The sequence below is a fragment of the Amycolatopsis sp. Hca4 genome (assembly GCF_013364075.1).
Taxonomy (GTDB): domain Bacteria; phylum Actinomycetota; class Actinomycetes; order Mycobacteriales; family Pseudonocardiaceae; genus Amycolatopsis.
The window spans coordinates 2003085-2022868 of record NZ_CP054925.1; the positions used below are offsets into that span (position 1 = coordinate 2003085).

Here is a 19784-nt window from a genome sequence, read left to right on the forward strand (position 1 = left end):
CACGGAGGAGCCCCACGATGCCCGTCGACACGGTTGCCGAGCAGATCCGGCGGCGGCTCGGCGAGCTGAGCCCCGCCGAGACCAAGGTCGCCCGGATCCTGCTGGCGAACTACCCCGCGGCGGGCTTCGAAACCCTCGCGGCGCTGGCCGAGCAGTCCAAGGTCAGCGCGCCGACCGTGCTCCGGCTGGTCACCAGGGTCGGCTATGCGGGCTTCCCGGCGTTCCAGGCCGCACTGCGCGAGGAGCTCGGCGCCCGGGAAGCCTCGCCGCTGACGCTCTACTCGGGCACGGACGAGCCCATCGGCGCGATCGCGGTCCTCGACCGCGCGGCCGGCGAGTTCGGCCGGGCGATCCACCGCACGTTCGCCGAGACAAGCGAACACGACCTCGACCGCACGGTTTCCCTGCTCACCGACCCCAAGCGGCGGATCACGCTCGCCGGAGGCCGGTTCAGCGGCCTGTTCGCCCAGTACCTGGCCCTGCACCTGATGCAGCTGCGCGACCGAGTCGAAGTCCTGTCCGAACACCCGGTACAGCGAGCGGCGGCTGCCTCGTCCTGGGGCCCGAAGGACGTCCTGGTGCTGTTCGACTACCGCCGCTACGAGCCCCCGACGGAGCGCCTGGCCGAGCTGGCGGCGGAGCGCAAGGCCACGATCGTGCTGTTCACCGACCCATGGCTGTCCCCGGTGAGCCACCACGCGGACGTGGTGCTGGCCCAGCAGGTCACCGCACCCTCGGCCTACGACAGCTTCGTGCCGACGATCGCTTCGATCGAGGCCGTGGTCGCGTTGCTGCTGGAAGCTCGGGGAGAAGAGGCACACGTGAACCTGGCCGAGCGCGAGAAGATCGTCCACCGCCTCGACCTCCACTGAAGCCCGGACAGCCCGAGGCACCCTGGACCGAGCACCTTCGGCGACCCGTGACCGCACCCCTCGATGTGGTGCCCACGACCATGTCCGAGGCGTGCGGGACGTGGCCGGCGCACATTGCCCCCGGCTCGCTCGGTGGCCGATAGTTGCGGAGTTCCCCCGGTGTCGTGAGGAGCCCGTCGTGCGCCTGCTCAGCCTGGTGGCCGCTGCCGCCATCGTCGTCGGTGTGGAGGTCGCCGCGCCGGCGCTGCCGGTTGCCTCGGCCGCTCCCGCCTACCTGACCAACGAGGCGACGTTCAGCACCGTCGCCAACGGGTGGGCCAAGGTGGAGCGCTACCGCGACACCACACCGGGATTCGCCGACGAGCAGTACCCGCCGGACGGACGGGGCAACCAGGACGGGCAGCGGCTGACCTTCTTCGGCGGCGTGGCGCAGCCGTCCTCGTCGCGGTTCCTGCTGTACTCCGCACCCGGCTGGTCGACCGGCGCGAAGGCCACGCCGGTGCTGCTCGTCCACGGTGCCAACGACAACCCCGACCGGGCCTGGGCCAACCCGAACGAATCCGGCGGCTTCGGGTGCGGTTCGGCGACCTGCCCGTCGACCGGGCTGATGCAGTACCTCAGCTCGCGCGGGTACCGGGTGTTCGCCATCGGCTTCGCGCACAAGCAGGGCGAGAACCGCCAGCAGGCACAGCAGGTCGGTGACGCGATCGCGCTGATCAAGTCACGGCTGGGGGTTAGCCAGGTCGATCTGGTCGGCTGGAGCAAGGGCGAGCTGTCCACGCGGATGTACGTCTCCTCGGTGAAGCCCCCGTGGGGCCGGGCCTACGCCGGCGACGTGCGCAAGCTGATCACCCTCGGCGGGCCGAACGGTGGCTACGACTACCCGTTCGCACACGGCTACGCGCACGACCTCTCGATCTGGCCGGAGTGCGGCGTCGGCATCAACGCGCCGAGCCCGCACACCAGGATGACCTGCTACGGCGCCTACACCTATCACCCGGAACTGTCGATCACCCCCACCGCAGGCTGGGACACCTACCCCGGGCAGCGGCAGATGCTGGCCCGCTTCGACAGCACGTTCGGCGTCGACGGCTCGCAACAGGACTGGTACACGACCTACTACGGCGGCCAGGGCTTCTACACCGACGGGACGGGCATCCAGGCCGCGATCGACGCCGGGTCGATGATCTCTGCCATCCAGTCCGCCGGCACCCCCGCAGGCGTCTCGGTGTACCTGCTGGCCGGCGGCTCGCCCACCATCGTCGGCGTGTTCAACGAGAACCGCGGCCCGAGCGACGGCATCGTGTTCGTGGCCAGCGCGTTGGACAGCACGGGCATCGGCCACCTCGCCGCGACCGCACTGGTCGGCTCGGTGAACCACCTGCAGCTGGGCTGGGCGTCGGCGTCGATGTCCCAGGTGACGAGCTGGCTGGCGTGAAAGGGACGACTGTGACCACACTCCTCGACGGAATCACCTCGGCGAAGGTGCCGACCGACCGGCTGACCACGCACGTGCTGGAGGTGGCCGGCCGCGAGCACGGCGAGCCGGTCGTGTTCGTCCACGGCAACGTCTCGTCCTCCGCCTTCTGGCAGGAGTCGATGCTCGACCTGCCGCCGCGGTACCGCCCGATCGCAGTGGACCTGCGCGGCTTCGGCGGCACCGATCCGTTGCCGGTGGACGCGACGCGGGGCGTGCGCGACTACGCCGACGACGTGGCCGCCACGCTGGCCGCGCTGGGCATCGACGCCGCGCACCTGGTCGGCTGGAGCATGGGCGGCGGCGTGGTCCTGCAGCTGCTGCGCGAGCACACCGCACTCGCGCGCACCGTGACGCTGGTCAACCCGGTCTCGCCCTACGGCTTCGGCGGCACCAAAGGCGCGGACGGCGAGCTGGTCGACGCGGCGGGCACGGGCTCGGGCGGCGGCGGAGCCAACCCCGACTTCGTTGCCCGGCTCAAGGACGGCGACACCTCGGACGAGTCGCCGTTCTCCCCGCGACAGGTGCTGCTGGCCTTCTACGTCAAACCACCGTTCCGCCCCGCCCACCTCGACGACCTCGTCGAGTCGATGCTCACCACCCGGGTCGGCGACGACCACTACCCCGGCGACTCCACCACGACCGACGCGTGGCCGGGCGTCGCGCCGGGCACCCGGGGCGTGCTCAACACCCTGGCACCCGGCAACTTCCGCCTCGACGACCTCGACGCGATCGAGCCCAAGCCCCCGATCCTCTGGGTGCGGGGAGCCGACGACCAGATCGTGTCCGACACCTCCCTGTTCGACCTCGCCCACCTCGGCCGGCTCGGCGCGGTGCCCGGCTGGCCGGGCGAGGCCACCCACCCCGCGCAACCGATGGTCACCCAGACCAGAGCGGTCCTCGACCGGTACGCCGCGTCGGGCGGCGACTACCGCGAGGTGGTCATCGCCGACACCGGGCACAGCCCGCACATCGAGAAACCGAAGGAGTTCTCAGCGGCACTGCTCGAGGGGCTGGCCAAGGTCTGATCCGACACCGCCATCCGCGGCCTCGGCGGGATCACGATCGGTCCACGGGCTGTCGCAAGCGCGGCGCCATTACCGACCTTCTGGCTTCCTCACCCGCGTGCTGCTCACATCGGCCTCGTCGAATAGGTCGTCATACGCGGCTTGCGCCGCTGATATGGGTTGTCGCCAGGGCACTTTCGCGCCACTCCGGTGCCCCTACCCGAAGCGGTCAGGGAGTCCTGACGCCGCATCGAGCAACGGCGGACCGCGGAGTTGACGGCGAAGCGGCGGTTCGGGTGGAACCACGGCCGCCCTTGCGCCGACCACCTCGCCGCGTTCGGCCTTGTCTCCGGGCAGATGTGCTACGGGTTCGCGATCAGGTGCTGGCCAGAAGCCGGTCGAGCACCCGGTCGAGACCGAAGACGAACAGCTCGTCGTCCGGCCACCCGGCGTCGACGAACCCGGACGTGCTGAGGGTCGGGTAGCGCTCGGCGGAATCGAGGATGTGCGCGCGGACCTTGGCGATCGCGGCCGGGTCGTCCAGCCGGCGCCAGGTCGCGTCCGCCAGTGACGCGCCGAGCACGAAGCCGGCAAGCGTGCGGGTCGCGGCCGCGAGTTCCAGCCCGGCCAGCCCGGCCTGGACGAGCTTCGCCTGGATGAACTCGGTACGCGCCAGCACGTGGGGTCCGAGCAGCGGGCGGCCGAGCAGAGCGGGCGACCACGGATGGGCGAGCATCGCGGCGCGCCAGCCGACGAGCAGCGTCCGGAGTCCGGCCCGGGGCTCCGAGCCGGGCGGGGGCACCGGTACTTCGCCGACGACGTGGTCGAGCGCGAGGTCGAGCAGGTCTTCCTTGGTCGCGACGTGCCAGTAGAGCGCGGTCGAAGTCACCTGGAGCCGTTCGGCGAGCTTGCGCATCGTCAGCCGTTCCGCGCCCGCCGCGTCGAGTTCGGCGATTGCCGCGGTGATGATCCGCTCCAGGGTGAGCGGCGTGTTCCGCCTCGGCGGTCGTGGCGGCTCGTCCCGCAGCCAGAGGACGTCGTTGGTCATGGCAGATCACCTTACCCATCGACACTTGACTTATCGTCGGTAAGTTAATATAACATCGGTAAGTCAAGCCCGTGAGCGATCGAAGGTCCCCATGAAATCCGAAGCCGTTCCGAACCGGTGGCTCGCGCTGGTCGTCCTGAGCCTGGCCCAGCTGACCGTGATCCTGGACTCCACGATCGTCAACATCGCCCTGCCGACCGCGCAGCACGACCTGGCGTTCTCCGACGACAACCGGCAATGGGTGGTCACCGGCTACGCCCTCGCCTTCGGCAGCCTCCTGTTGCTGGGCGGCCGGCTCTGCGACCTCTTCGGTCGCAAAAGGCTGTTCACCATCGGCATGCTGGGCTTCGCCGCCGCCTCCGCCCTCGGCGGCGCCGCGGACGGCTTCACCCTGCTGCTCATCGCCCGCATCGCGCAGGGTGCGTTCGCGGCCGTGCTCGCCCCGGCCGCGCTGTCGATGGTGTCGGTGACCTTCGCCGACAACGCCGACGAACGCGGCCGCGCCTTCGGCGTCTTCGGCGCCATCTCCGGCGCCGGCGGCGCACTCGGCCTGCTCCTGGGCGGCGTCCTCACCCAGAACCTGTCCTGGCGCTGGTGCCTCTACGTCAACGTGGTCATCGCCGCGATCGCCGTCGCCGGCGCCCTGCTCTTCCTCGTCGACCACGCCCGCCCGGAACGCACCCGGCTGGACCTCGCCGGCACCGTCCTCGCGCTGCTCGGCCTGTTCGGTGTCGTCTACGGCCTCGGCAACGCCGCCACCCGCGGCTGGACCGACCCGTGGACCCTCGGTCCGACCGTGTTCGGGCTGCTGCTCGTCGGTGCGTTCGTCCTGGTCGAACGCCAGGTCCGCAACCCGCTGCTGCCGCTGTCGGTGGTCCTGGACCGCGACCGCGGCGCCTCCTACCTGACCATCGGGATCTCCGGCACCGGCGGCTTCGCCGTGTTCCTCTTCGTCACCTACTACCTCACCGACACCCTGAAGTTCACCCCGGTGCAGAGCGGCCTGGCGTTCCTGCCCATGGTCGTCCTCGTCATGGCCGGCGCGGTCGTCTCCGGCGCGGTGCTGCTCCCCCGCGTCGGCCCCCGCCCGATCGTCCCGATCGGCAGCCTCCTCGCCGCGGCCGGCATGGTCCTGCTCACCGGCATCGACACGGACTCGACCTACACCGGCGGGGTGCTCCCGGCCCTGCTCGTCATCGGCCTCGGCCTCGGCCTGATCTTCGGACCGGGGCAGAACGCGGCCACCAGCGGCGTGCGGCCGCACGAAACCGGAGTGGCCTCGGCGATGGCCAACATCACCCAGCAGGTCGGCGGCTCGATCGGCCTCGCGGTGTTCAGCTCCCTCGGCGCGACCGCCACCACGAACTACCTCACCGCCCACGCCACCACCGCGACCGACCCCGCCACCCTCGCCGCGGCGACCTTCGCCGGCTACCACTTCGTGTTCTGGATCGCCGCCGCGCTGTTCTTCGCCGGTGCCCTGCTCGCCGCCGGCCTCTTCCGCCGTGGCCCGCTCCCGGTCACCCCTGAACCCGTGCTCACCCACTAAACAGACCGAGGAGAACCATGTTCACCGACAAGGAAGTCCAGTACCTGCACGACCAGCCCCTGTGCCGGGTGGCCACCGCCCAACCGCACGGCACCCTCCAGGTCAGCCCGGTCGGATTCACCTACAACCCGGACACGCAGACCATCGACCTGATGGGCCTGCACCTCCGCAAGAGCCGCCGCTTCCGCAACGTCGCCGACAACGGCCGCATCGCCCTCGTCATCGACGACGTCCCCAGCACCGACCCCTGGCGAGTCCGCTCCTTGGAAATCCGAGGCCACGCCGAAGCCATCACCGACGTCGAAACCCCCGGCCACCACGACAACGCCATGATCCGCGTCCACCCGGAACGCATCATCGCCATCGGCGTCGAGGACTGGGACGTCGACTACACCCAGCAAACCCCCAACAGCCGCAACGTCTGACAGGAGACCACCACCATGAAAGCAGCACAGTTCCAGCAGTACGGCGGCCCCGAAGTCCTCCAGATCGTGGACCTGCCCGACCCGCACCCCGGCCCCGGCCAGGTTCGCATCCGGGTCCGCGCGGCCGGGATCAGCGCCAGCGACACCAAGATCCGCCGCGGCGAACTCAGCTTCGGCGCCACCCTCCCCCAGACCACGGGCGCCGACGTCGCCGGCGTCGTCGACGAGATCGGCGACGGCGTCACTGACCTCGCCGTCGGCGACCGCATCTTCGGCATCTCCGACAACCAAGCAGCCGCTGCCGAGTTCGCGTTGCTGACCTACCGCGCGCCCATCCCGCCCTCGCTCGGGTTCGCCGATGCCGCCGGCATCCCCGCCGCCCTCGAAACCGCCACCCGCGGCCTCGACCAGCTCCACGTCACCACCGGCACCACCCTGTTCGTCAACGGCGCCTCCGGCGGCGTCGGCACCGCGACCGTCCAGCTCGCCCTCGCCCGCGGCGCCCGGGTCATCGGCTCCGCCGGCGCCCGCAACAGCGGCTTCCTCAGCACCCTGGGCGCGGAACCGGTCGTCTACGGGGACGGCATGACCGACCGCGTCCGCGCGTTGGCCTCCGACGGCGTCGATGTCGCCCTCGATGTCGCCGGGAACGGCGTCCTGCCCGAGCTCATCGCCCTCGCCGGCGGAGAAGCGAAGAACGTCATCACCGTCGCCGACTTCGCCGGCGCCGAAGCGCACGGCGTGCACTTCAGCAACGGCTTCGCTGACGGCAACGCCTTCCACGCCCTGGCCACCATCGGCGACCTCATCGAAGCCGGGAAGTTCTGGCTGCCGGTCGAACGGACCTTCCCGCTGGCCGACATCGCCGAAGCCCACCACGCCGCCGAGACCGGCCACGTCCGCGGCCGCCTGGTCCTCATCGTCAACTGAAGGAAACCCCATGAGCGACACCGAATCCGACCCACCGAACTCCTGGGCGCTCGTCACGGGTTCGACCAGCGGGATCGGGCGGGCAACCGCCTTGAAGCTGGCCGAAGACGGGTACGCGATCGTCGTGTGCGGCCGCGACGCCGGCCGGGCGGCCGAGACCCGTAAGGCCATCGAGTCCGCCAGCGGCCGGGCGGTCGACCTGATCGCCGACTTCGCCGACCCCGCCGAAGTCCGGCGGCTCATCGCCGAAACACGGGAAGCGACCGCGAACGGCACCGTCGACGTCCTGGTCAACAACGCCGGCGGCGGTGGGTTCGCGCCCACCGAGGACACCACCGAAGCCATGTTCGACACGGCGTTCGCCCTCAACGTCAAAGCGCCCTACCTGCTGGCCGGAGCGTTCGCTCCCGCCATGGCAGAACGCGGCCGCGGCGCGATCGTCAACGTCGGCAGCCTCAGCACCACCATGGCCGCGTCGGGAACCAGCGCCTTCCAAGCAGCGAAAGCCGCCCTGAGCATGCTGACCAAGTCCTGGACCGCCGAATACGGCCCGCGCGGGGTGCGGGTCAACTCCGTCGACCCCGGCTACGTCCTCACCCGCGTCAACGAGCACATCCGCGACATGTTCGGCGGCTACCTCGCCACCCTGCCCGCCGGCCGCGGCGCCCGACCCGGAGAAGTCGCCGAAGCCATCCGGTTCCTGGTTTCCCCGCAGGCGTCCTACATCCAGGGTGCGACGCTTTCCGTCGACGGCGGCAAAAACGCGGTCGTCACGATGTGAGCTCGGTCCGAACGGGCGGCCCGCGCGACGGTCCGGTTCCGGCCGGGTGCACCTGCACCGGCCGGAACCGTCGCCCTGGCCGGCACAGCACACCTCGTTCGGCTCGGCCGCCCCGCGGCGATTTCCCCGGCGACGTCCGGTCAGGTGAACAACAAGCGCCAAAGAGTGACACAGCCTGCCCGTCGGCCCCTGAAGTCCGAAAATCCTTGCTGGCGATCCGACACCGAGACCCCGGAGGCGACAGCCATTCTCTACGCCTTGGCCGCGCTGTTCCTCGTCGTGGCGCTGGTGAGCATCCGTCAGGACCGCCGTCGATTCCGCAACGCGGTCCTGCTCGGCCTGGCCGTCGCCAGCCTCATCATCGCGCTGCTCGGCGACATCGACCGGCTTCCCCTCGACGTGGCCGGCATCGTCGTGTTCTTCGTCCTCCTGATACCGCTGATCACGGTCCTGGTGCTGGCGGTCTTCCTGCTCGCCAACGGCGTGACCATGATCCGGCGCGAGAGCAGGTCACTGGGCAACCTCCTCTCCTTCCTCACCGGCCTGGGACTGCTCGCCCTCGTCGTCCTGCTGATCGCCGCCGAGTACACCCAGCACCCGGCCATCGGCGCGGTCGCCGTTTCGGCGCTGGCCGCCGTGGCCTACGTGAGCTTCCTGTTCTGCTGCTACCTGGGTTATGCCTTCCTCTACGGCCGGCTCCGCGTCCGTTCCGGCGTCGACTTCGTGGTCGTGCTCGGCTCCCGGATCATCAACGGCAGAATCCCGCCGCTGCTGGCCTCCCGGCTCGACAAAGCGATCGCCCTCTACCGGAACGAGCGCGACCAGGGCGGCAACCCGATCGTCATCACCTCAGGCGGCCAGGGAACGGACGAAACCCAGCCCGAATCCCACGCCATGGCCGACTACCTCGTCGCCCACGGCGTTCCCGACGGCGAGGTGCTCCGCGAAGACCGCTCGGCGACCACCGCGCAAAACCTCACCTTCAGCCGCGAACTCATGCGGCAGCACCGGCCCGAGCACCGGTGCGTGGTCGTCACCAACAACTTCCACGCCTTCCGCGCCGCGATCCTCGCCCGCACGGCGAAGGTGAACGGTCAGGTCGTCGGCGCCCCCACCGCCCTCTACTACTGGCCCAGCGCCACCATCCGGGAGTTCACCGCCATCCTCATGGAGCACCGGCTGGTCAACTTCGGGGTGACGGGGCTGCTCGCCCTCACCGGGTTCCTGGCCGCTCTCCCCTGAGCCGGACCGGCCTGATCCGCGATGCGCTGCCGAACCGGCGCGCACTCGCAGCTGCTATCCCCGGGTGGTGACCGGGCGGTCTCAGCCCTTCTTCAGAACGTTCTTGACCTTGTCGACGGCGTCCTTGACGTTCTCGACCGCGTCCTCGGCCGTGTTCCCGATCTTGTCGCCCAACGACATGTCTTCGCTCCTCCGGTGCCTTCACCGTCCCTTGTGGACGGTCATGCCCATCAAGACACCCCGGCGACCCATTCGTCACTTCCCCGGCCGCGTGACCGTGTTCACTCGATCGTGGCCGTGACGATTCCGGCCCACCCCGGGTCTTCCCGGCACAACAGTTCACCCGACGAAGGAGGAACACCATGGCCGAGACGACCACGAAGACCCCCGCCACCACCGAGGCGACCGGCGCCCTCGTCACCAGCCAAGGCTCGACCACGATCGCCGACACCGTGGTGCAGAAGATCGCCGGTCTGGCCACCCATGAGGTGTCCGGCGTGCACTCCCTCGGTGGCGGTGCCGCCCGTGCCTTCTCCGCGATCCGGGAGCGCATCCCGGGTGCGACCGCCTCCGCGGGGCAGGGCGTGTCGGTCGAGGTCGGCGAGAAGCAGGCCGCGGTCGACCTGCAGGTCGTCGTGGAGTACGGCGTGTCCATCGCCGACCTCTCACGGTCGGTGCGGCGTAACGTGATCACCGCCGTCGAGCGGATGACCGGCCTGGAGGTCGTCGAGGTCAACATCGCCGTGGGCGACCTCAACCTGCCCGGCGACGACGCCGACGACCGGGGCGCCGACACCGGCCGGGTGCAGTGACACCCGACGCGGTGGCGGGCCTGCCGGAGGTCGCGGGCCCGCACGGCGGCCGGGTCGGGGAGATCGCGACGCTGCTGCCCGACCGGCGCGTCGCCGGGGTCCGCGTCACCGACGACGAGGTGACCATCGGCGTCGTGCTCGACTACCCGGCCACCGCAGCCGACGCGGCGACCGCGGTCCGGGTCGCGATCGGCCCGCTCGACCGGCCCGCACGCGTGTTCGTCGGCGACGTGCCCGCACCCACCACTTCTTGACGGAGGTTCCCATGAATGCCACCAGGACCGGGTTGCTGACCGGCCTCGTGCTCGGCCTCGCCCTCGCCTTCGGCGGGTTCGGCGCGTTCCTGGCCGTGCTCGTGCTCGGGGCGATCGGCTTCCTGATCGGCCGTCACCTCGACGGCAAGATCGACCTCGTCCAGCTGTTCGGCCGGGACCGGGGCTGAGCCATGACCACCACCGTGCCCGCCGAAGAGCGAGGTGAACTGGTCATCGCCGGCCACGCGATCGAACGGATCGCCGCGCACGCCGCCCGCGAACTCGACGACGTCGGCGGCGCCGCCGGGCGCGTGCTGGGGGTCGCGCTCGGCGGCGAAGACGCCGGGCGCTCGGTCAAGGTCGACGCCGAGGTCGACGGCGACCGGGTGCGGCTGGCCACCCGGCTGTCGATCACCTACCCGGCGTCGGTCGCCCGCACCACCGAACAGGCCCGGGCCCACCTGCGCGAGCGGGTGAGCGAACTGACCGGGCTCGACGTCGAACGGGTGGACATCACCGTCACCGCACTGCACCCGACGGCCACGTCCTCGAGGAGGGTCTCGTGAAACGCCGCCCACGCCGCAGCACCCCGGCTGCGCTGACCGCGCTGGTCGTGACCGCGGCCGGCGCGCTCGCCGCGATCGTGGCCATCCAGATGATCCTCGGCGAGCGCCCGTGGCTGGACTACGGCGCCACCGCACGGCGGCTGCACGACCTGCACTGGACCGACCTGCCCGTCCTCATCACCGGCGGGGTCGTCGCGCTGCTCGGCCTGGTCCTGGTGCTCGCGGCGGTGCTACCGGGCAAGCTCACCGTGCTGCCGCTGCGCGGTGACCTGGACTCAGGCGCTTCGCGCCACAGCTACGGCTCCACCCTCCGGACGGCCGCGGCACAGGTCGACGGCGTGGAGAAAGTGCGGCTGAAGGTGCGGCGGCGCAGCATCCGCGTCCGGGTGCGGACGCGCCGCACCCGCCCCGACGGGATCGCCGATGCGGTCCGCGTCGCGATCGCGAACCGGTTGGACCGGATCGACCCGGTCCGCCGACCCGAGGTCAAGGTCCGTCTTCGCGCAGTGAGGAGCACGTCGTGAACCGTCCCGCCCGGCTCAACCGGACACTGCTGGCCGGGTTCGGCCTGCTGCTGATCGCCGCCGGCGCGGTGCCGGCCGCGATCCGCTTCCACTGGCTCCCGGCGCTCGGCGCGAATCGGCCGATCGTGCCGGGCACCGAGCTGCCCCCGACCTGGGTGCTGTACGTGACCGCGGCCGCCGGGATCGTCGTCGCCCTGGCCGGGCTGCGCTGGCTGGCCGCCCAGCTCGTCCGCAAGCCGGCCGGCCGCACCTGGCACTTCGAATCCGACACCGGCACCACGGATCTGGCCACCACCACGGCCGTCGCCCCGTTCACCGAAGAAGTGCGCGGCTACCCGGGCGTACGCACCGCGACGGCGTCCCTCACCGGCCCGGCCGACCAACCGGAGCTGCTCGCGGTCGTCTCGGTCGAGCAGGACGGCGACCCTGCCGAGATCCGGGACCGTATCCGCGACGAAGGTGTATCCAGGCTGTGCCAGGCCCTCGACCTCGACGACCTACCCACCCACGTCGAACTGCGCTTCACCACCGCAGCCGGCTCCCGCGTCGCCTGATGGGCCCTGCCCAGCCGGAGCATCCCCGAGCAATGCCGGCACGAGCGAGGTCTCCTCATCGGCCACCGGCGCAGCAGGCCCGCGTAGATCCGGGCGGCCGGCTCGCCCAGCCCGAGCCGGCACCGCTGTTCGTTCAGCGAGTCGTTGTCGTGCACCACATCGCGCCCGCGAACGTCGGACGTCACTGCTCGACCACGGTGATCCTCCACCGCGCCGGCACCGGGCACCGTGACAAGTGGCGTGGTGCGGTGGACCTTCCGGGCGGCGACGGCGGACGACCAGGAATGGCTGGCCGGCCTGAAGGCGGAGGCCATGCGGCCGGATCTCGAACGACGCGGGCTCTGGGACCGCGGCTGGGCGCGCGGAAGGTTCCTCGCCGGATTCGTCTCCGCCAACACCCGTGTCGTGACGCTGGATGGCGAGGACGTCGGCAGTATCGCGGTCCGCCCGGAGCCGGACGCTCCGGGTGACGAGCCACCGCGGCTACTTCGAGCGGCTCCGAGGACGACACGCAACGGGTGCCTGATGAGCTCATAGGTCCGCGGCAACCGGAACGTCCGGATCACCGTCCGTTCGGTTCGGTGCGGGACCGTCGCCCGAACGCCGGAACCGCGTACGGGCGGCGGCGATCACCCCGCGCGAAGAGGACGACCATGTCCGGGCCCGAACCCCCCACCCACGCCGGACGTCCGGGCTGGTGCCACAGGTACGTACTGCCGTGGGTCGACACCGAGGCGCGCAGCTCGGCCCGGCTGCCGTCGCGGTAGTCGACCAGGAGGTCCGGCAGGTGCCTGAGCGTGCGAACCGGGTAGTCGGGTCTCACGGTGACCGAGGCGGCTCGCCAGCCGGTCCGCAGCACCGCCCGGTGCCGTCGTCGCCACCGGAGCGAGGCAAGAAGGGCGAACCCGGCCGCCGTGAGAAGGCACAAGCCGAGGATCCAGGACAGCACCAACGGGCGGGGGTCCATGCCGTGGCCGTACACGATCAGGCCGACGAACACGCTACCGGCGAAGAGCCCCCACAGCACCGCGACGATCAGCGCGCGGCGGCCGAACCCCCGCAGCTCCGCGGTGCGGGCGGCAGGATCCGGCGGCGCCTCGTCCTCATCCGACGGTAACCAGACCGCGTCGCCTGCCATCGGTCGACAGTAGCCGAACCGGCGGCGGAATCGGCTGTGATCGGCAGCAGCCAAGACGCCTCCACCCGGGCATGTTCGTCCGGGACACCCACGGGGTAACTCCAGGCCAGATTTCCCGTGAGGTGGTCACGGGCCTGACCGTCGCCCGGTACGAAAGGGAACCCGTGCGCACCTTCACCTGCCCGGAATGCGCCAACCTGCTGTTCTTCGAGAACTCGGCCTGCGTGGTGTGCGGCACCGATGTCGGCTTCGACCGCGAAAGCGCGTCGATGCTCCGGGCCGACGAGAACCGGCGCTGCGCCAACGCCGAACTCGCCGGGTGCAACTGGCTCGCCGCCGACGGCCCGCTGTGCGGTTGCTGCGCCCTGACCCGCACCCGCCCCGCCGACGAGGACGTCGACGACACCTTCCGGGTCGCCGAGGCCGCCAAGCGGCGGCTGCTCTACCAGCTCGACGACCTCGGCCTGCCCACCACGCCACGGACCGACGACCCGGAGCACGGACTGGCGTTCGACCTGCTGTCCAGCGCCGAAGAGCCGGTGATCACCGGACACGCCGGCGGCGTGATCACCATCGACCTCGCCGAAGGCGACGACGGGTTCCGGGAAGGGCTGCGCGCGAAGCTGGCCGAGCCCTACCGGACGATGCTCGGGCACGTCCGCCACGAAGTCGGCCACTGGTACTGGGACGTGCTCGTCGCCGGCGACCCCGGCGAGTTCCGGCGCGTCTTCGGCGACGAGCGCGCCGACTACCAAGAAGCCTTGGCGACGCACTACGCGACCGACCCCGGCACCGGCTGGACCGACACCCACGTCAGCCACTACGCGGCCGCGCACCCGTGGGAGGACTGGGCGGAGACGTTCGCCCACCTGCTCCACATCCGCGACACGGTCCAGACCGCCGCCGCACTGGGCGTGTTCGTGGCGGGCACGCCGATCGCGCCGCATCCCGGCAGCCCGGTCGACGCGGAGCCCGAAGACCACCCGCGTGACGTCGACGCCCTGATGGCCACCTGGGTCCCGCTGTCGCGGGCGCTCAACCAGCTCAACCGCAGCATGGGCAAGGACGACCTCTACCCGTTCGCGCTGTCACCGGCCGTGCAGGCGAAACTCCGGTTCGTCGACCGCAAGCTCGGCCGGGCCGAGTGACACCGTCACGCTCCCTCGTCCGCCGGTGCGGTCCGCGGTGGCCGGGGGAAGAAGAACGCGACCCGGCTTCGGTAGTCCTGGTAGCCCGGGCGGTCCTGCATCCGCCGTTCGGTGCGCTTGGCTCCGGTGGCGAACATCAGCAGGTAGCTCATCAAGGCCGGGGCGGGCAGCGTCCACCCGCCGAAGGGGGACGCCGTCGCGGCCAGCCACGCCCCGTCCCACACCAGTGAGTCGCCGAAGTAGTTCGGGTGCCGCGACCAGCCCCAGAGCCCGGTGTCGAGCACGGCCGGCCGCTCGTCCTCGCCACGCTCGGAATACCGCGCCTTCTGGCGGTCCGCCAGCGCCTCGACCAGTGCACCACCGGCCATGACCGCGAGCCCCGCCGGAGCGAGCCACTTGCGCCGGCCGCGCGGCAGCGCGCTCGCCGCGGCCAGCTGGATCGGCACGGACACCAGCAGCTGGCTCAGCCCTTGGGTGACGAAGACCTTGCCGACCACGGCCGCCGTCGAGTCGCCGTCCAGGAACTCGGTGTAGCGCGGGTCTTCTTCCCGGCTGCCGCGGATCCGGGCGAGCATCTGGCGTTCGAGCCGGGCCGCCCACGCGGTCGTCGCGGCCGCGAGCGTCCACCGCCGACGAGCGTCGCCCCGCCCGGCCAGCGCACTCGTGACGGCCACCGCGGCCAAGCCGGGGCCCCACACCGCATCGGCGTAATCACGCCGGCCCGCACGCAGCGCGACCACCGCGGTGGCGGCCTGGGCACCCGCCACGACCCCGGCCGAGAGCACGGCCACCCGGCGCAGGTTGCGCACGTCCGGTGTCATCCGCCGTCGCGATCGCATCGGCGGCTACCGGCCCAGGCCGTTGAGCACGTCGGTCAGCTGCCGCTCGGTGTCGTTGCCGAGCTTCTCGAACACCACCTTGCCCAGCGGCGCCGCGAGTTTCGCGGCTCCCTTGAACTCCAGGTCGTTCGTGTAGGTCAGGCGCGACCCGCTCCCGTCGGGGACGACGTCGATGGTCTCGGTCGAGGTCGCGGTGTCGTTGCGGCCCACCAGCACGATCCGGTCGGCTGAGAGCTGCTCGAGCGTGTAGGTCAGCTCCGTGCTGATGCCCGCGATCTTCGAGGTGTTGTGCCACGACGACCCGACCCGCACGGGCCCGCCGTCGTTGCGGGTGCACCGCTCGGTGCCGGGATCCCACTGCTCGGCGTGGCCGAAGTCGGCGAGGTACGGGACGACGACGTCGGGCGCGGGGCCGACGGTGAAAGTACGGGAAACGGTGGTCACAGCGTCTTCTTTCGGTAGTCGTGGCAGTCCTGCGAACCCGGATCCGCCGGGGTCAGAGGTCCACGGTGTCGTTGTCCCCCGGATCCGGCCGGTTCCCCGTCACCCGGGCCTTCGCCATCTCGAACAGGGCCCGGGGCTTGCCGCCGGGTGTGTTCCAGTACTCCGCTGAGTCCGCGTCCACCTTCAGCAACACGACGTCGGGGTCGTCCGGGCCGTTCGGGAACCAGGCCTGGACGAACTCGTTCCACAGCTCGTTCTTGCGGGCCCGGTCGTCGACCACGGACGCGGTGCCGCTCAGCGACAGCCACGAGCCGGAGCCCGCGTAGCCGACGTTGACCTGGCCGTCCCGGGCGATGTCCGCGACCAGGTCGGCGGTCCTGCTGACGAAGAACCAGGCGGTGCCGTCGAAGTCCACCTGCTGGCTCGTCATCGGCCGGCTGGTCAGCTTGCCGTCCGCGCCGCGGCTGGTGATCATCGCCGTGCGGACCTTCCGCGCGATCTCGGTGACGATGCGGTGGTCGTCGTCGTTCACGTACTTCTCCGTCCTCATCCGGTTTGTCGGTCCCCGGGTACCCACGAAAGCGCCGGCGAAGCTCAACGCGGGTGAAGTGGTTCAAAATGACCCGGACGAGGGAGAACAGCCGGCCGTCCTTCGCGGTGCGAGGCCCCGAGCGGCCGCTTAGCATCCGATCAATGCGAGACCCCGCCATCGAACGAGGTGCCCCATGTCGGAGATCCCTCCGCACGTCCTGGTGATCTTCGGTGCCACCGGCGATCTGGCCAAGCGGCTGCTGTTCCCCGGGGTTGTCCAGCTGTGGCGCGCGGGCGGCCTGCCGGACGGATTCCGCGTCATCGGCACGGGGAGGACGTCGCCGGGAAGTGACCGTGAATTCCGCGACACCCTCGGCCGGGACGTCCGGGAGTTCGGCGATGTCGACACGGCGACCTGGGATGCCTTCGCCTGCCACCTCTCGTTCGTGACGTCCGACAGCGACGACGGTGAAGACCTTGCCGCGGCCGTGCGCGCGGCGCGCGCGGAGCTGGGCGACGACGCCCGGACGATGCTGTACCTGTCCGTGCCGCCGGAGGCCATGGGGCCCATGGTGCGCATGCTCGGTGACACCGGTCTGGCCGAGGACGCGCGCCTGATCGTCGAAAAGCCGTTCGGCCACGACCTCGCCTCCGCACGCGAGCTCAACGAGACCGTACGGGCTGTCTTCCCCGAAGAGCGGATCTTTCGGATCGACCACTTCCTGGGCAAGGACGCGGTCCGGGACCTGGCCGGGAAAGTGACCGGGCCGGTGTCGTCCGTGCGGATCGACGTGCCCGAGGAAATCGACATCGAAGGCCGCGGGTCGTTCATGGAGTCCACCGGCACCTTCCGCGACATGATCCCCACCCACCTGTGCCAGGTCCTCGGCGTCCTGGCCATGGCTACCCCGGACACCCTCGACGCGGACAGCCTGCACGCCGCGAAACTGGCGGTGTTCCGCGCGCTGCGGCCCTTCGACCCGGAACGCACGGTGTTCGGCCAGTACGAGGGCTACCGCGACGAAGACGACGTCGACCCGGAATCCGACCGGGAAACGTATGTCGAGCTGGAAGCATTCGTCGACACCGGGCGCTGGCAAGGCGTGCCCTTCCGTCTGCGGACCGGCAAGGCACTGGCTGAGACACACATCGTGGTCACGGCCGGTCCGCACCGCTTCGACCTCGCCGACGAGTCGGAAGCGACGCCGTACGCGCACTTGCTGCACGACGCGCTGCGGGGTGACCGGACCTGGTTCACCAGCGCCGAGGAGGTCGAGCGGCTGTGGGAGGTGGCCGCACCGGTACTGGACTCGCCGCCGCCCACCCGGCGGTACGACCGCGGTTCGCAGGGACCGCGGAACGCGGCGGGCCGATGAGCGAGCGGTACCTCCCGATCGCCGAGCACGGTCTCATCGGCGACCTGCGCACCGCCGCCGTCGTCGGCACCGACGGCGGGATCAGCTGGTTCTGCGCACCCCGGTTCGACTCCCCCAGCGTGTTCGGCGCGCTGCTCGACGCCGACGACGGCGGCCGGTGGGCGCTGCACCCCGTGTGCGAAGTGACCAACCGGCACCAGTTCTACATCCCCGACTCCAACATCCTCGTCACCCGCTTCCTCACCGAGGACGGCATCGTCGAGGTCCAGGACTTCATGCCGATCCGGTGCCGGCGCGACCCGGAGCACCGGCAACGGCTGGTGCGCCGGGTCGTCAACATCCGCGGCCACGTCCGCCTGAGCACCGACGTCCGCCCCCGGTTCGACTACGGCCGCGCGGCACGCCGGACCGAAACCGACGGGAACGGGACCGTCTTCGTAGGCCCGGGGCTGCGGCTGGGCCTGCGCACGTCGATCCCGCTGGAGCCCACCGGCGGCGGGATCGCCGGCGAGTTCGACCTCGGCCCCGGCGACACCGCGGTGTTCGTGCTCGAGGTGCTCGACGGCGACCTGCCCGCCGGCCCGCTGGACGACGAGGTCGAAGACCTCTTCCGGGCCACGGTGGGGTTCTGGCGGTCCTGGATCGAGCAGTCCACCTACACCGGCCGCTGGCGGGAGATGGTGCACCGCTCCGCGCTGCTGCTGAAACTGCTCACCCACGAACCGTCCGGCGCGATCATCGCCGCGCCGACCTGCGGGCTGCCGGAACAGGTCGGCGGCGAACGCAACTGGGACTACCGGCACGTGTGGATCCGGGACGCCGCCTTTTCGCTCTACGCCCTGCTGCGCCTGGGTTTCACCTGCGAAGCGGAGGACTTCTTCAGCTGGCTCACCGATCGCTTCGACGACCCCGGCGACGGCGACCTCGGCCCGTTGCGGGTGATGTACACCATCGACGGCGAACCCGCGCGCGAAGAAGAAGTCCTCGAACACTGGGAGGGCTACCGCGGCTCCGCGCCGGTCCGGATCGGCAACGCCGCGGCCCGGCAGCTGCAACTGGACATCTACGGCGAGCTGATCGACTCGATCTACCTGTTCGACAAGTACAGCGCCGGCATTTCCCACCAGGCGTGGCACAACCTCGTCCAGGTGCTGGACTGGCTGTTCGAGCACTGGGACCAGCCGGACGAAGGGATCTGGGAAGCGCGCTCCGGGCGGCAGGACCACACGTTCTCCCGGCTGATGTGCTGGGTGGGGATCGAGCGCATGATCCGCGTCGCCCGCCGCCGGGGCCTGCCCGCCGACCTCGGCCGCTGGACGAGCGTCCGCGACGAGATCTACGAACAGATCCAGACCCGCGGCTGGAGTGTCGAGGAGAACAGCTTTTCCCAGCGCTACGACGGTTTCGCCCCGGATGCGTCGCTGCTGCTGATGCCCCTGGTGAAGTTCTGCAGTCCCACCGACCCGCGGTTCGTCTCCACCATGGCCGCCCTCGAGCGCTCCCTCGTCGTCGACAGCCTGGTCTTCCGCTACGACCCGGACGAGGCACCGGACGGGGTGGACGGCGCCGAAGGCACGTTCTCCATCTGCTCGTTCTGGTACGTGGAAGCCCTGGCCCGCACCGGCCGGGTGGAAGACGCCCGGCTGGCGCTGGAAAAGATGTTCACCTACGCCAACCACGTCGGTCTGTACGCCGAGCAGATCGGCCTGACCGGCGACCAGCTGGGCAACTTTCCCCAGGCGTTCACCCACCTGTCCCTGATCAGCTCCGCGATCAACCTCGACCGCGCCTTGGACGGGTGAGCCGCGATTCACCCGAGACGATCCGATTACCCGGATTCGCGGCTGGGTAAGCAAAAGTGGATCGATTTCCTCCTCCCGCTCCCTCACCTCCAAGGACGACGATGCCTGAGCAGAAGACGCCCGAGCCGTGCCGACCGAGCTGCGCGCGCCGGCCGCGGACGCCGACGTTCCGTGGGGCGTCTGCTCCGTCCACGGGATGACGCTGCGGTCCGACGCCGACCGGGCCCGGTGCGCCGTCATCGGCTGCGGCCGCGAGTGGAGCTACGACCGGCTCCACAGCCCGCGTGCGGAAACCGGTCGCCGCGGTCGTCACCGACGAGGACGGCGATGCCGACAGGCTGTGCCTGGCCCACGCCGAAGATGCCGCGCGGCGGCTCGCCGGCTGCACCGTCGAGTACCTCGACCGCAGGACGGCGACCGGCTGACGCCAGCGGGCCACCGCCGTCGTCGGGACGGTGCGGGTCA

23 protein-coding genes are annotated in these 19784 nt (G+C 70.8%); 18 read left to right on the plus strand and 5 right to left on the minus strand.

Annotation, left to right across the window (positions count from 1 at the left end; translation table 11 throughout):
- Positions 1 to 17 precede the first annotated feature (17 nt).
- The 3 genes from HUT10_RS08765 (at position 18) to HUT10_RS08775 (ending at position 3377) form a co-directional block, all read left to right on the plus strand.
- A complete protein-coding gene (locus HUT10_RS08765) occupies positions 18 to 872 on the plus strand; it encodes a MurR/RpiR family transcriptional regulator (RefSeq protein WP_176170715.1) in 855 nt (284 codons plus the stop codon).
- A gap of 178 nt (positions 873 to 1050) precedes the next feature.
- On the plus strand, positions 1051 to 2310 hold the full coding sequence (locus HUT10_RS08770; protein ID WP_176170716.1) for a triacylglycerol lipase: 1260 nt from the start codon (positions 1051 to 1053) through the stop codon (positions 2308 to 2310).
- 11 nt (positions 2311 to 2321) lie between these two features.
- On the plus strand, positions 2322 to 3377 hold the full coding sequence (locus tag HUT10_RS08775; protein ID WP_176170717.1) for an alpha/beta fold hydrolase: 1056 nt from the start codon (positions 2322 to 2324) through the stop codon (positions 3375 to 3377).
- A gap of 355 nt (positions 3378 to 3732) precedes the next feature.
- On the opposite strand, the gene HUT10_RS08780 is transcribed toward HUT10_RS08775, so the two are convergent.
- Positions 3733 to 4404 (minus strand): TetR/AcrR family transcriptional regulator, encoded by a 672-nt coding sequence (locus HUT10_RS08780; RefSeq protein WP_176170718.1) that lies wholly within the window; start codon positions 4402 to 4404, stop codon positions 3733 to 3735.
- 91 nt (positions 4405 to 4495) lie between these two features.
- On the opposite strand from HUT10_RS08780, the gene HUT10_RS08785 reads away from it, so the two are divergent.
- The 11 genes from HUT10_RS08785 to HUT10_RS08835 all read left to right on the plus strand — a co-directional run bounded on the left by HUT10_RS08785 (position 4496) and on the right by HUT10_RS08835 (position 12041).
- Positions 4496 to 5953 carry a DHA2 family efflux MFS transporter permease subunit gene (locus HUT10_RS08785; RefSeq protein WP_176170719.1) on the plus strand — a complete coding sequence of 486 codons (1458 nt, stop codon included), beginning with the start codon at positions 4496 to 4498 and terminating at the stop codon, positions 5951 to 5953.
- Between the two features lie 17 nt (positions 5954 to 5970).
- Entirely contained in the window at positions 5971 to 6378 is a 408-nt protein-coding gene (locus HUT10_RS08790; RefSeq protein ID WP_176170720.1) for a PPOX class F420-dependent oxidoreductase, read from the plus strand.
- A 15-nt stretch (positions 6379 to 6393) separates the two neighbouring features.
- Positions 6394 to 7308 (plus strand): NADP-dependent oxidoreductase, encoded by a 915-nt coding sequence (locus HUT10_RS08795; RefSeq protein WP_176170721.1) that lies wholly within the window; start codon positions 6394 to 6396, stop codon positions 7306 to 7308.
- 10 nt (positions 7309 to 7318) lie between these two features.
- Positions 7319 to 8089: an SDR family NAD(P)-dependent oxidoreductase gene (locus HUT10_RS08800; protein ID WP_176170722.1), complete on the plus strand. Its 771-nt coding sequence runs from the start codon at positions 7319 to 7321 to the stop codon at positions 8087 to 8089.
- A 258-nt stretch (positions 8090 to 8347) separates the two neighbouring features.
- Complete coding sequence (locus HUT10_RS08805; protein ID WP_254896766.1) at positions 8348 to 9331, plus strand: YdcF family protein; 984 nt, start codon at positions 8348 to 8350, stop codon at positions 9329 to 9331.
- A 362-nt stretch (positions 9332 to 9693) separates the two neighbouring features.
- The gene (locus tag HUT10_RS08810; protein WP_176170723.1) at positions 9694 to 10143 is read left to right on the plus strand and encodes an Asp23/Gls24 family envelope stress response protein; all 450 of its coding nucleotides are present in this window, start codon (positions 9694 to 9696) and stop codon (positions 10141 to 10143) included.
- A complete protein-coding gene (locus HUT10_RS08815) occupies positions 10140 to 10397 on the plus strand; it encodes a hypothetical protein (protein WP_176170724.1) in 258 nt (85 codons plus the stop codon). The genes HUT10_RS08810 and HUT10_RS08815 overlap by 4 nt, the downstream gene beginning before the upstream one ends.
- Positions 10398 to 10408: 11 nt before the next feature.
- Entirely contained in the window at positions 10409 to 10585 is a 177-nt protein-coding gene (locus tag HUT10_RS08820) for a hypothetical protein (protein WP_176170725.1), read from the plus strand.
- A gap of 3 nt (positions 10586 to 10588) precedes the next feature.
- Positions 10589 to 10963, plus strand: a complete 375-nt coding sequence (locus HUT10_RS08825) for an Asp23/Gls24 family envelope stress response protein (protein ID WP_176170726.1) — start codon at positions 10589 to 10591, stop codon at positions 10961 to 10963.
- Positions 10960 to 11487, plus strand: coding sequence for a DUF6286 domain-containing protein (locus HUT10_RS08830; RefSeq protein WP_176170727.1), 528 nt, complete (start codon positions 10960 to 10962; stop codon positions 11485 to 11487). Before HUT10_RS08825 ends, HUT10_RS08830 begins: the two co-directional genes overlap by 4 nt.
- Positions 11484 to 12041, plus strand: coding sequence for an alkaline shock response membrane anchor protein AmaP (locus HUT10_RS08835; RefSeq protein ID WP_176170728.1), 558 nt, complete (start codon positions 11484 to 11486; stop codon positions 12039 to 12041). The genes HUT10_RS08830 and HUT10_RS08835 overlap by 4 nt, the downstream gene beginning before the upstream one ends.
- Positions 12042 to 12603: 562 nt before the next feature.
- Here the strand turns inward: HUT10_RS08835 and HUT10_RS08840 are convergent.
- Entirely contained in the window at positions 12604 to 13179 is a 576-nt protein-coding gene (locus HUT10_RS08840) for a hypothetical protein (protein ID WP_176170729.1), read from the minus strand.
- Positions 13180 to 13343: 164 nt separating this feature from the next.
- On the opposite strand from HUT10_RS08840, the gene HUT10_RS08845 reads away from it, so the two are divergent.
- Positions 13344 to 14327 carry a putative zinc-binding metallopeptidase gene (locus tag HUT10_RS08845; protein WP_176170730.1) on the plus strand — a complete coding sequence of 328 codons (984 nt, stop codon included), beginning with the start codon at positions 13344 to 13346 and terminating at the stop codon, positions 14325 to 14327.
- Positions 14328 to 14332: 5 nt separating this feature from the next.
- Here HUT10_RS08845 and HUT10_RS08850 read toward each other — a convergent pair whose 3' ends face one another.
- The 3 genes from HUT10_RS08850 to HUT10_RS08860 are packed head-to-tail and all read right to left on the minus strand — an operon-like array spanning position 14333 to position 16142.
- Positions 14333 to 15148 carry a DUF1295 domain-containing protein gene (locus HUT10_RS08850; RefSeq protein ID WP_176170731.1) on the minus strand — a complete coding sequence of 272 codons (816 nt, stop codon included), beginning with the start codon at positions 15146 to 15148 and terminating at the stop codon, positions 14333 to 14335.
- 24 nt (positions 15149 to 15172) lie between these two features.
- Positions 15173 to 15610, minus strand: a complete 438-nt coding sequence (locus HUT10_RS08855; protein WP_176170732.1) for an SRPBCC family protein — start codon at positions 15608 to 15610, stop codon at positions 15173 to 15175.
- A 52-nt stretch (positions 15611 to 15662) separates the two neighbouring features.
- Complete coding sequence (locus tag HUT10_RS08860; RefSeq protein WP_217709563.1) at positions 15663 to 16142, minus strand: pyridoxamine 5'-phosphate oxidase family protein; 480 nt, start codon at positions 16140 to 16142, stop codon at positions 15663 to 15665.
- A gap of 193 nt (positions 16143 to 16335) precedes the next feature.
- On the opposite strand from HUT10_RS08860, the gene HUT10_RS08865 reads away from it, so the two are divergent.
- From HUT10_RS08865 to HUT10_RS08875, 3 genes are all read left to right on the plus strand, one after another.
- On the plus strand, positions 16336 to 17517 hold the full coding sequence (locus HUT10_RS08865) for a glucose-6-phosphate dehydrogenase (RefSeq protein WP_176170734.1): 1182 nt from the start codon (positions 16336 to 16338) through the stop codon (positions 17515 to 17517).
- Positions 17514 to 19319: a glycoside hydrolase family 15 protein gene (locus HUT10_RS08870; RefSeq protein ID WP_176170735.1), complete on the plus strand. Its 1806-nt coding sequence runs from the start codon at positions 17514 to 17516 to the stop codon at positions 19317 to 19319. The genes HUT10_RS08865 and HUT10_RS08870 overlap by 4 nt, the downstream gene beginning before the upstream one ends.
- A 284-nt stretch (positions 19320 to 19603) precedes the next feature.
- A complete protein-coding gene (locus HUT10_RS08875; protein ID WP_176170736.1) occupies positions 19604 to 19744 on the plus strand; it encodes a hypothetical protein in 141 nt (46 codons plus the stop codon).
- The last annotated feature ends 40 nt before the right edge of the window (positions 19745 to 19784 follow it).

Coding starts and splice junctions, on each gene's coding strand:
- HUT10_RS08765 (WP_176170715.1), top strand. CDS start 18: ATGCCCGTCGACACGGTTGCCGAGCAGATCCGGCGGCGGCTCGGCGAG.
- HUT10_RS08780 (WP_176170718.1), bottom strand. CDS start 4,404: ATGACCAACGACGTCCTCTGGCTGCGGGACGAGCCGCCACGACCGCCG.
- HUT10_RS08785 (WP_176170719.1), top strand. CDS start 4,496: ATGAAATCCGAAGCCGTTCCGAACCGGTGGCTCGCGCTGGTCGTCCTG.
- HUT10_RS08790 (WP_176170720.1), top strand. CDS start 5,971: ATGTTCACCGACAAGGAAGTCCAGTACCTGCACGACCAGCCCCTGTGC.
- HUT10_RS08795 (WP_176170721.1), top strand. CDS start 6,394: ATGAAAGCAGCACAGTTCCAGCAGTACGGCGGCCCCGAAGTCCTCCAG.
- HUT10_RS08800 (WP_176170722.1), top strand. CDS start 7,319: ATGAGCGACACCGAATCCGACCCACCGAACTCCTGGGCGCTCGTCACG.
- HUT10_RS08810 (WP_176170723.1), top strand. CDS start 9,694: ATGGCCGAGACGACCACGAAGACCCCCGCCACCACCGAGGCGACCGGC.
- HUT10_RS08820 (WP_176170725.1), top strand. CDS start 10,409: ATGAATGCCACCAGGACCGGGTTGCTGACCGGCCTCGTGCTCGGCCTC.
- HUT10_RS08825 (WP_176170726.1), top strand. CDS start 10,589: ATGACCACCACCGTGCCCGCCGAAGAGCGAGGTGAACTGGTCATCGCC.
- HUT10_RS08840 (WP_176170729.1), bottom strand. CDS start 13,179: ATGGCAGGCGACGCGGTCTGGTTACCGTCGGATGAGGACGAGGCGCCG.
- HUT10_RS08850 (WP_176170731.1), bottom strand. CDS start 15,148: ATGACACCGGACGTGCGCAACCTGCGCCGGGTGGCCGTGCTCTCGGCC.
- HUT10_RS08865 (WP_176170734.1), top strand. CDS start 16,336: ATGTCGGAGATCCCTCCGCACGTCCTGGTGATCTTCGGTGCCACCGGC.
- HUT10_RS08870 (WP_176170735.1), top strand. CDS start 17,514: ATGAGCGAGCGGTACCTCCCGATCGCCGAGCACGGTCTCATCGGCGAC.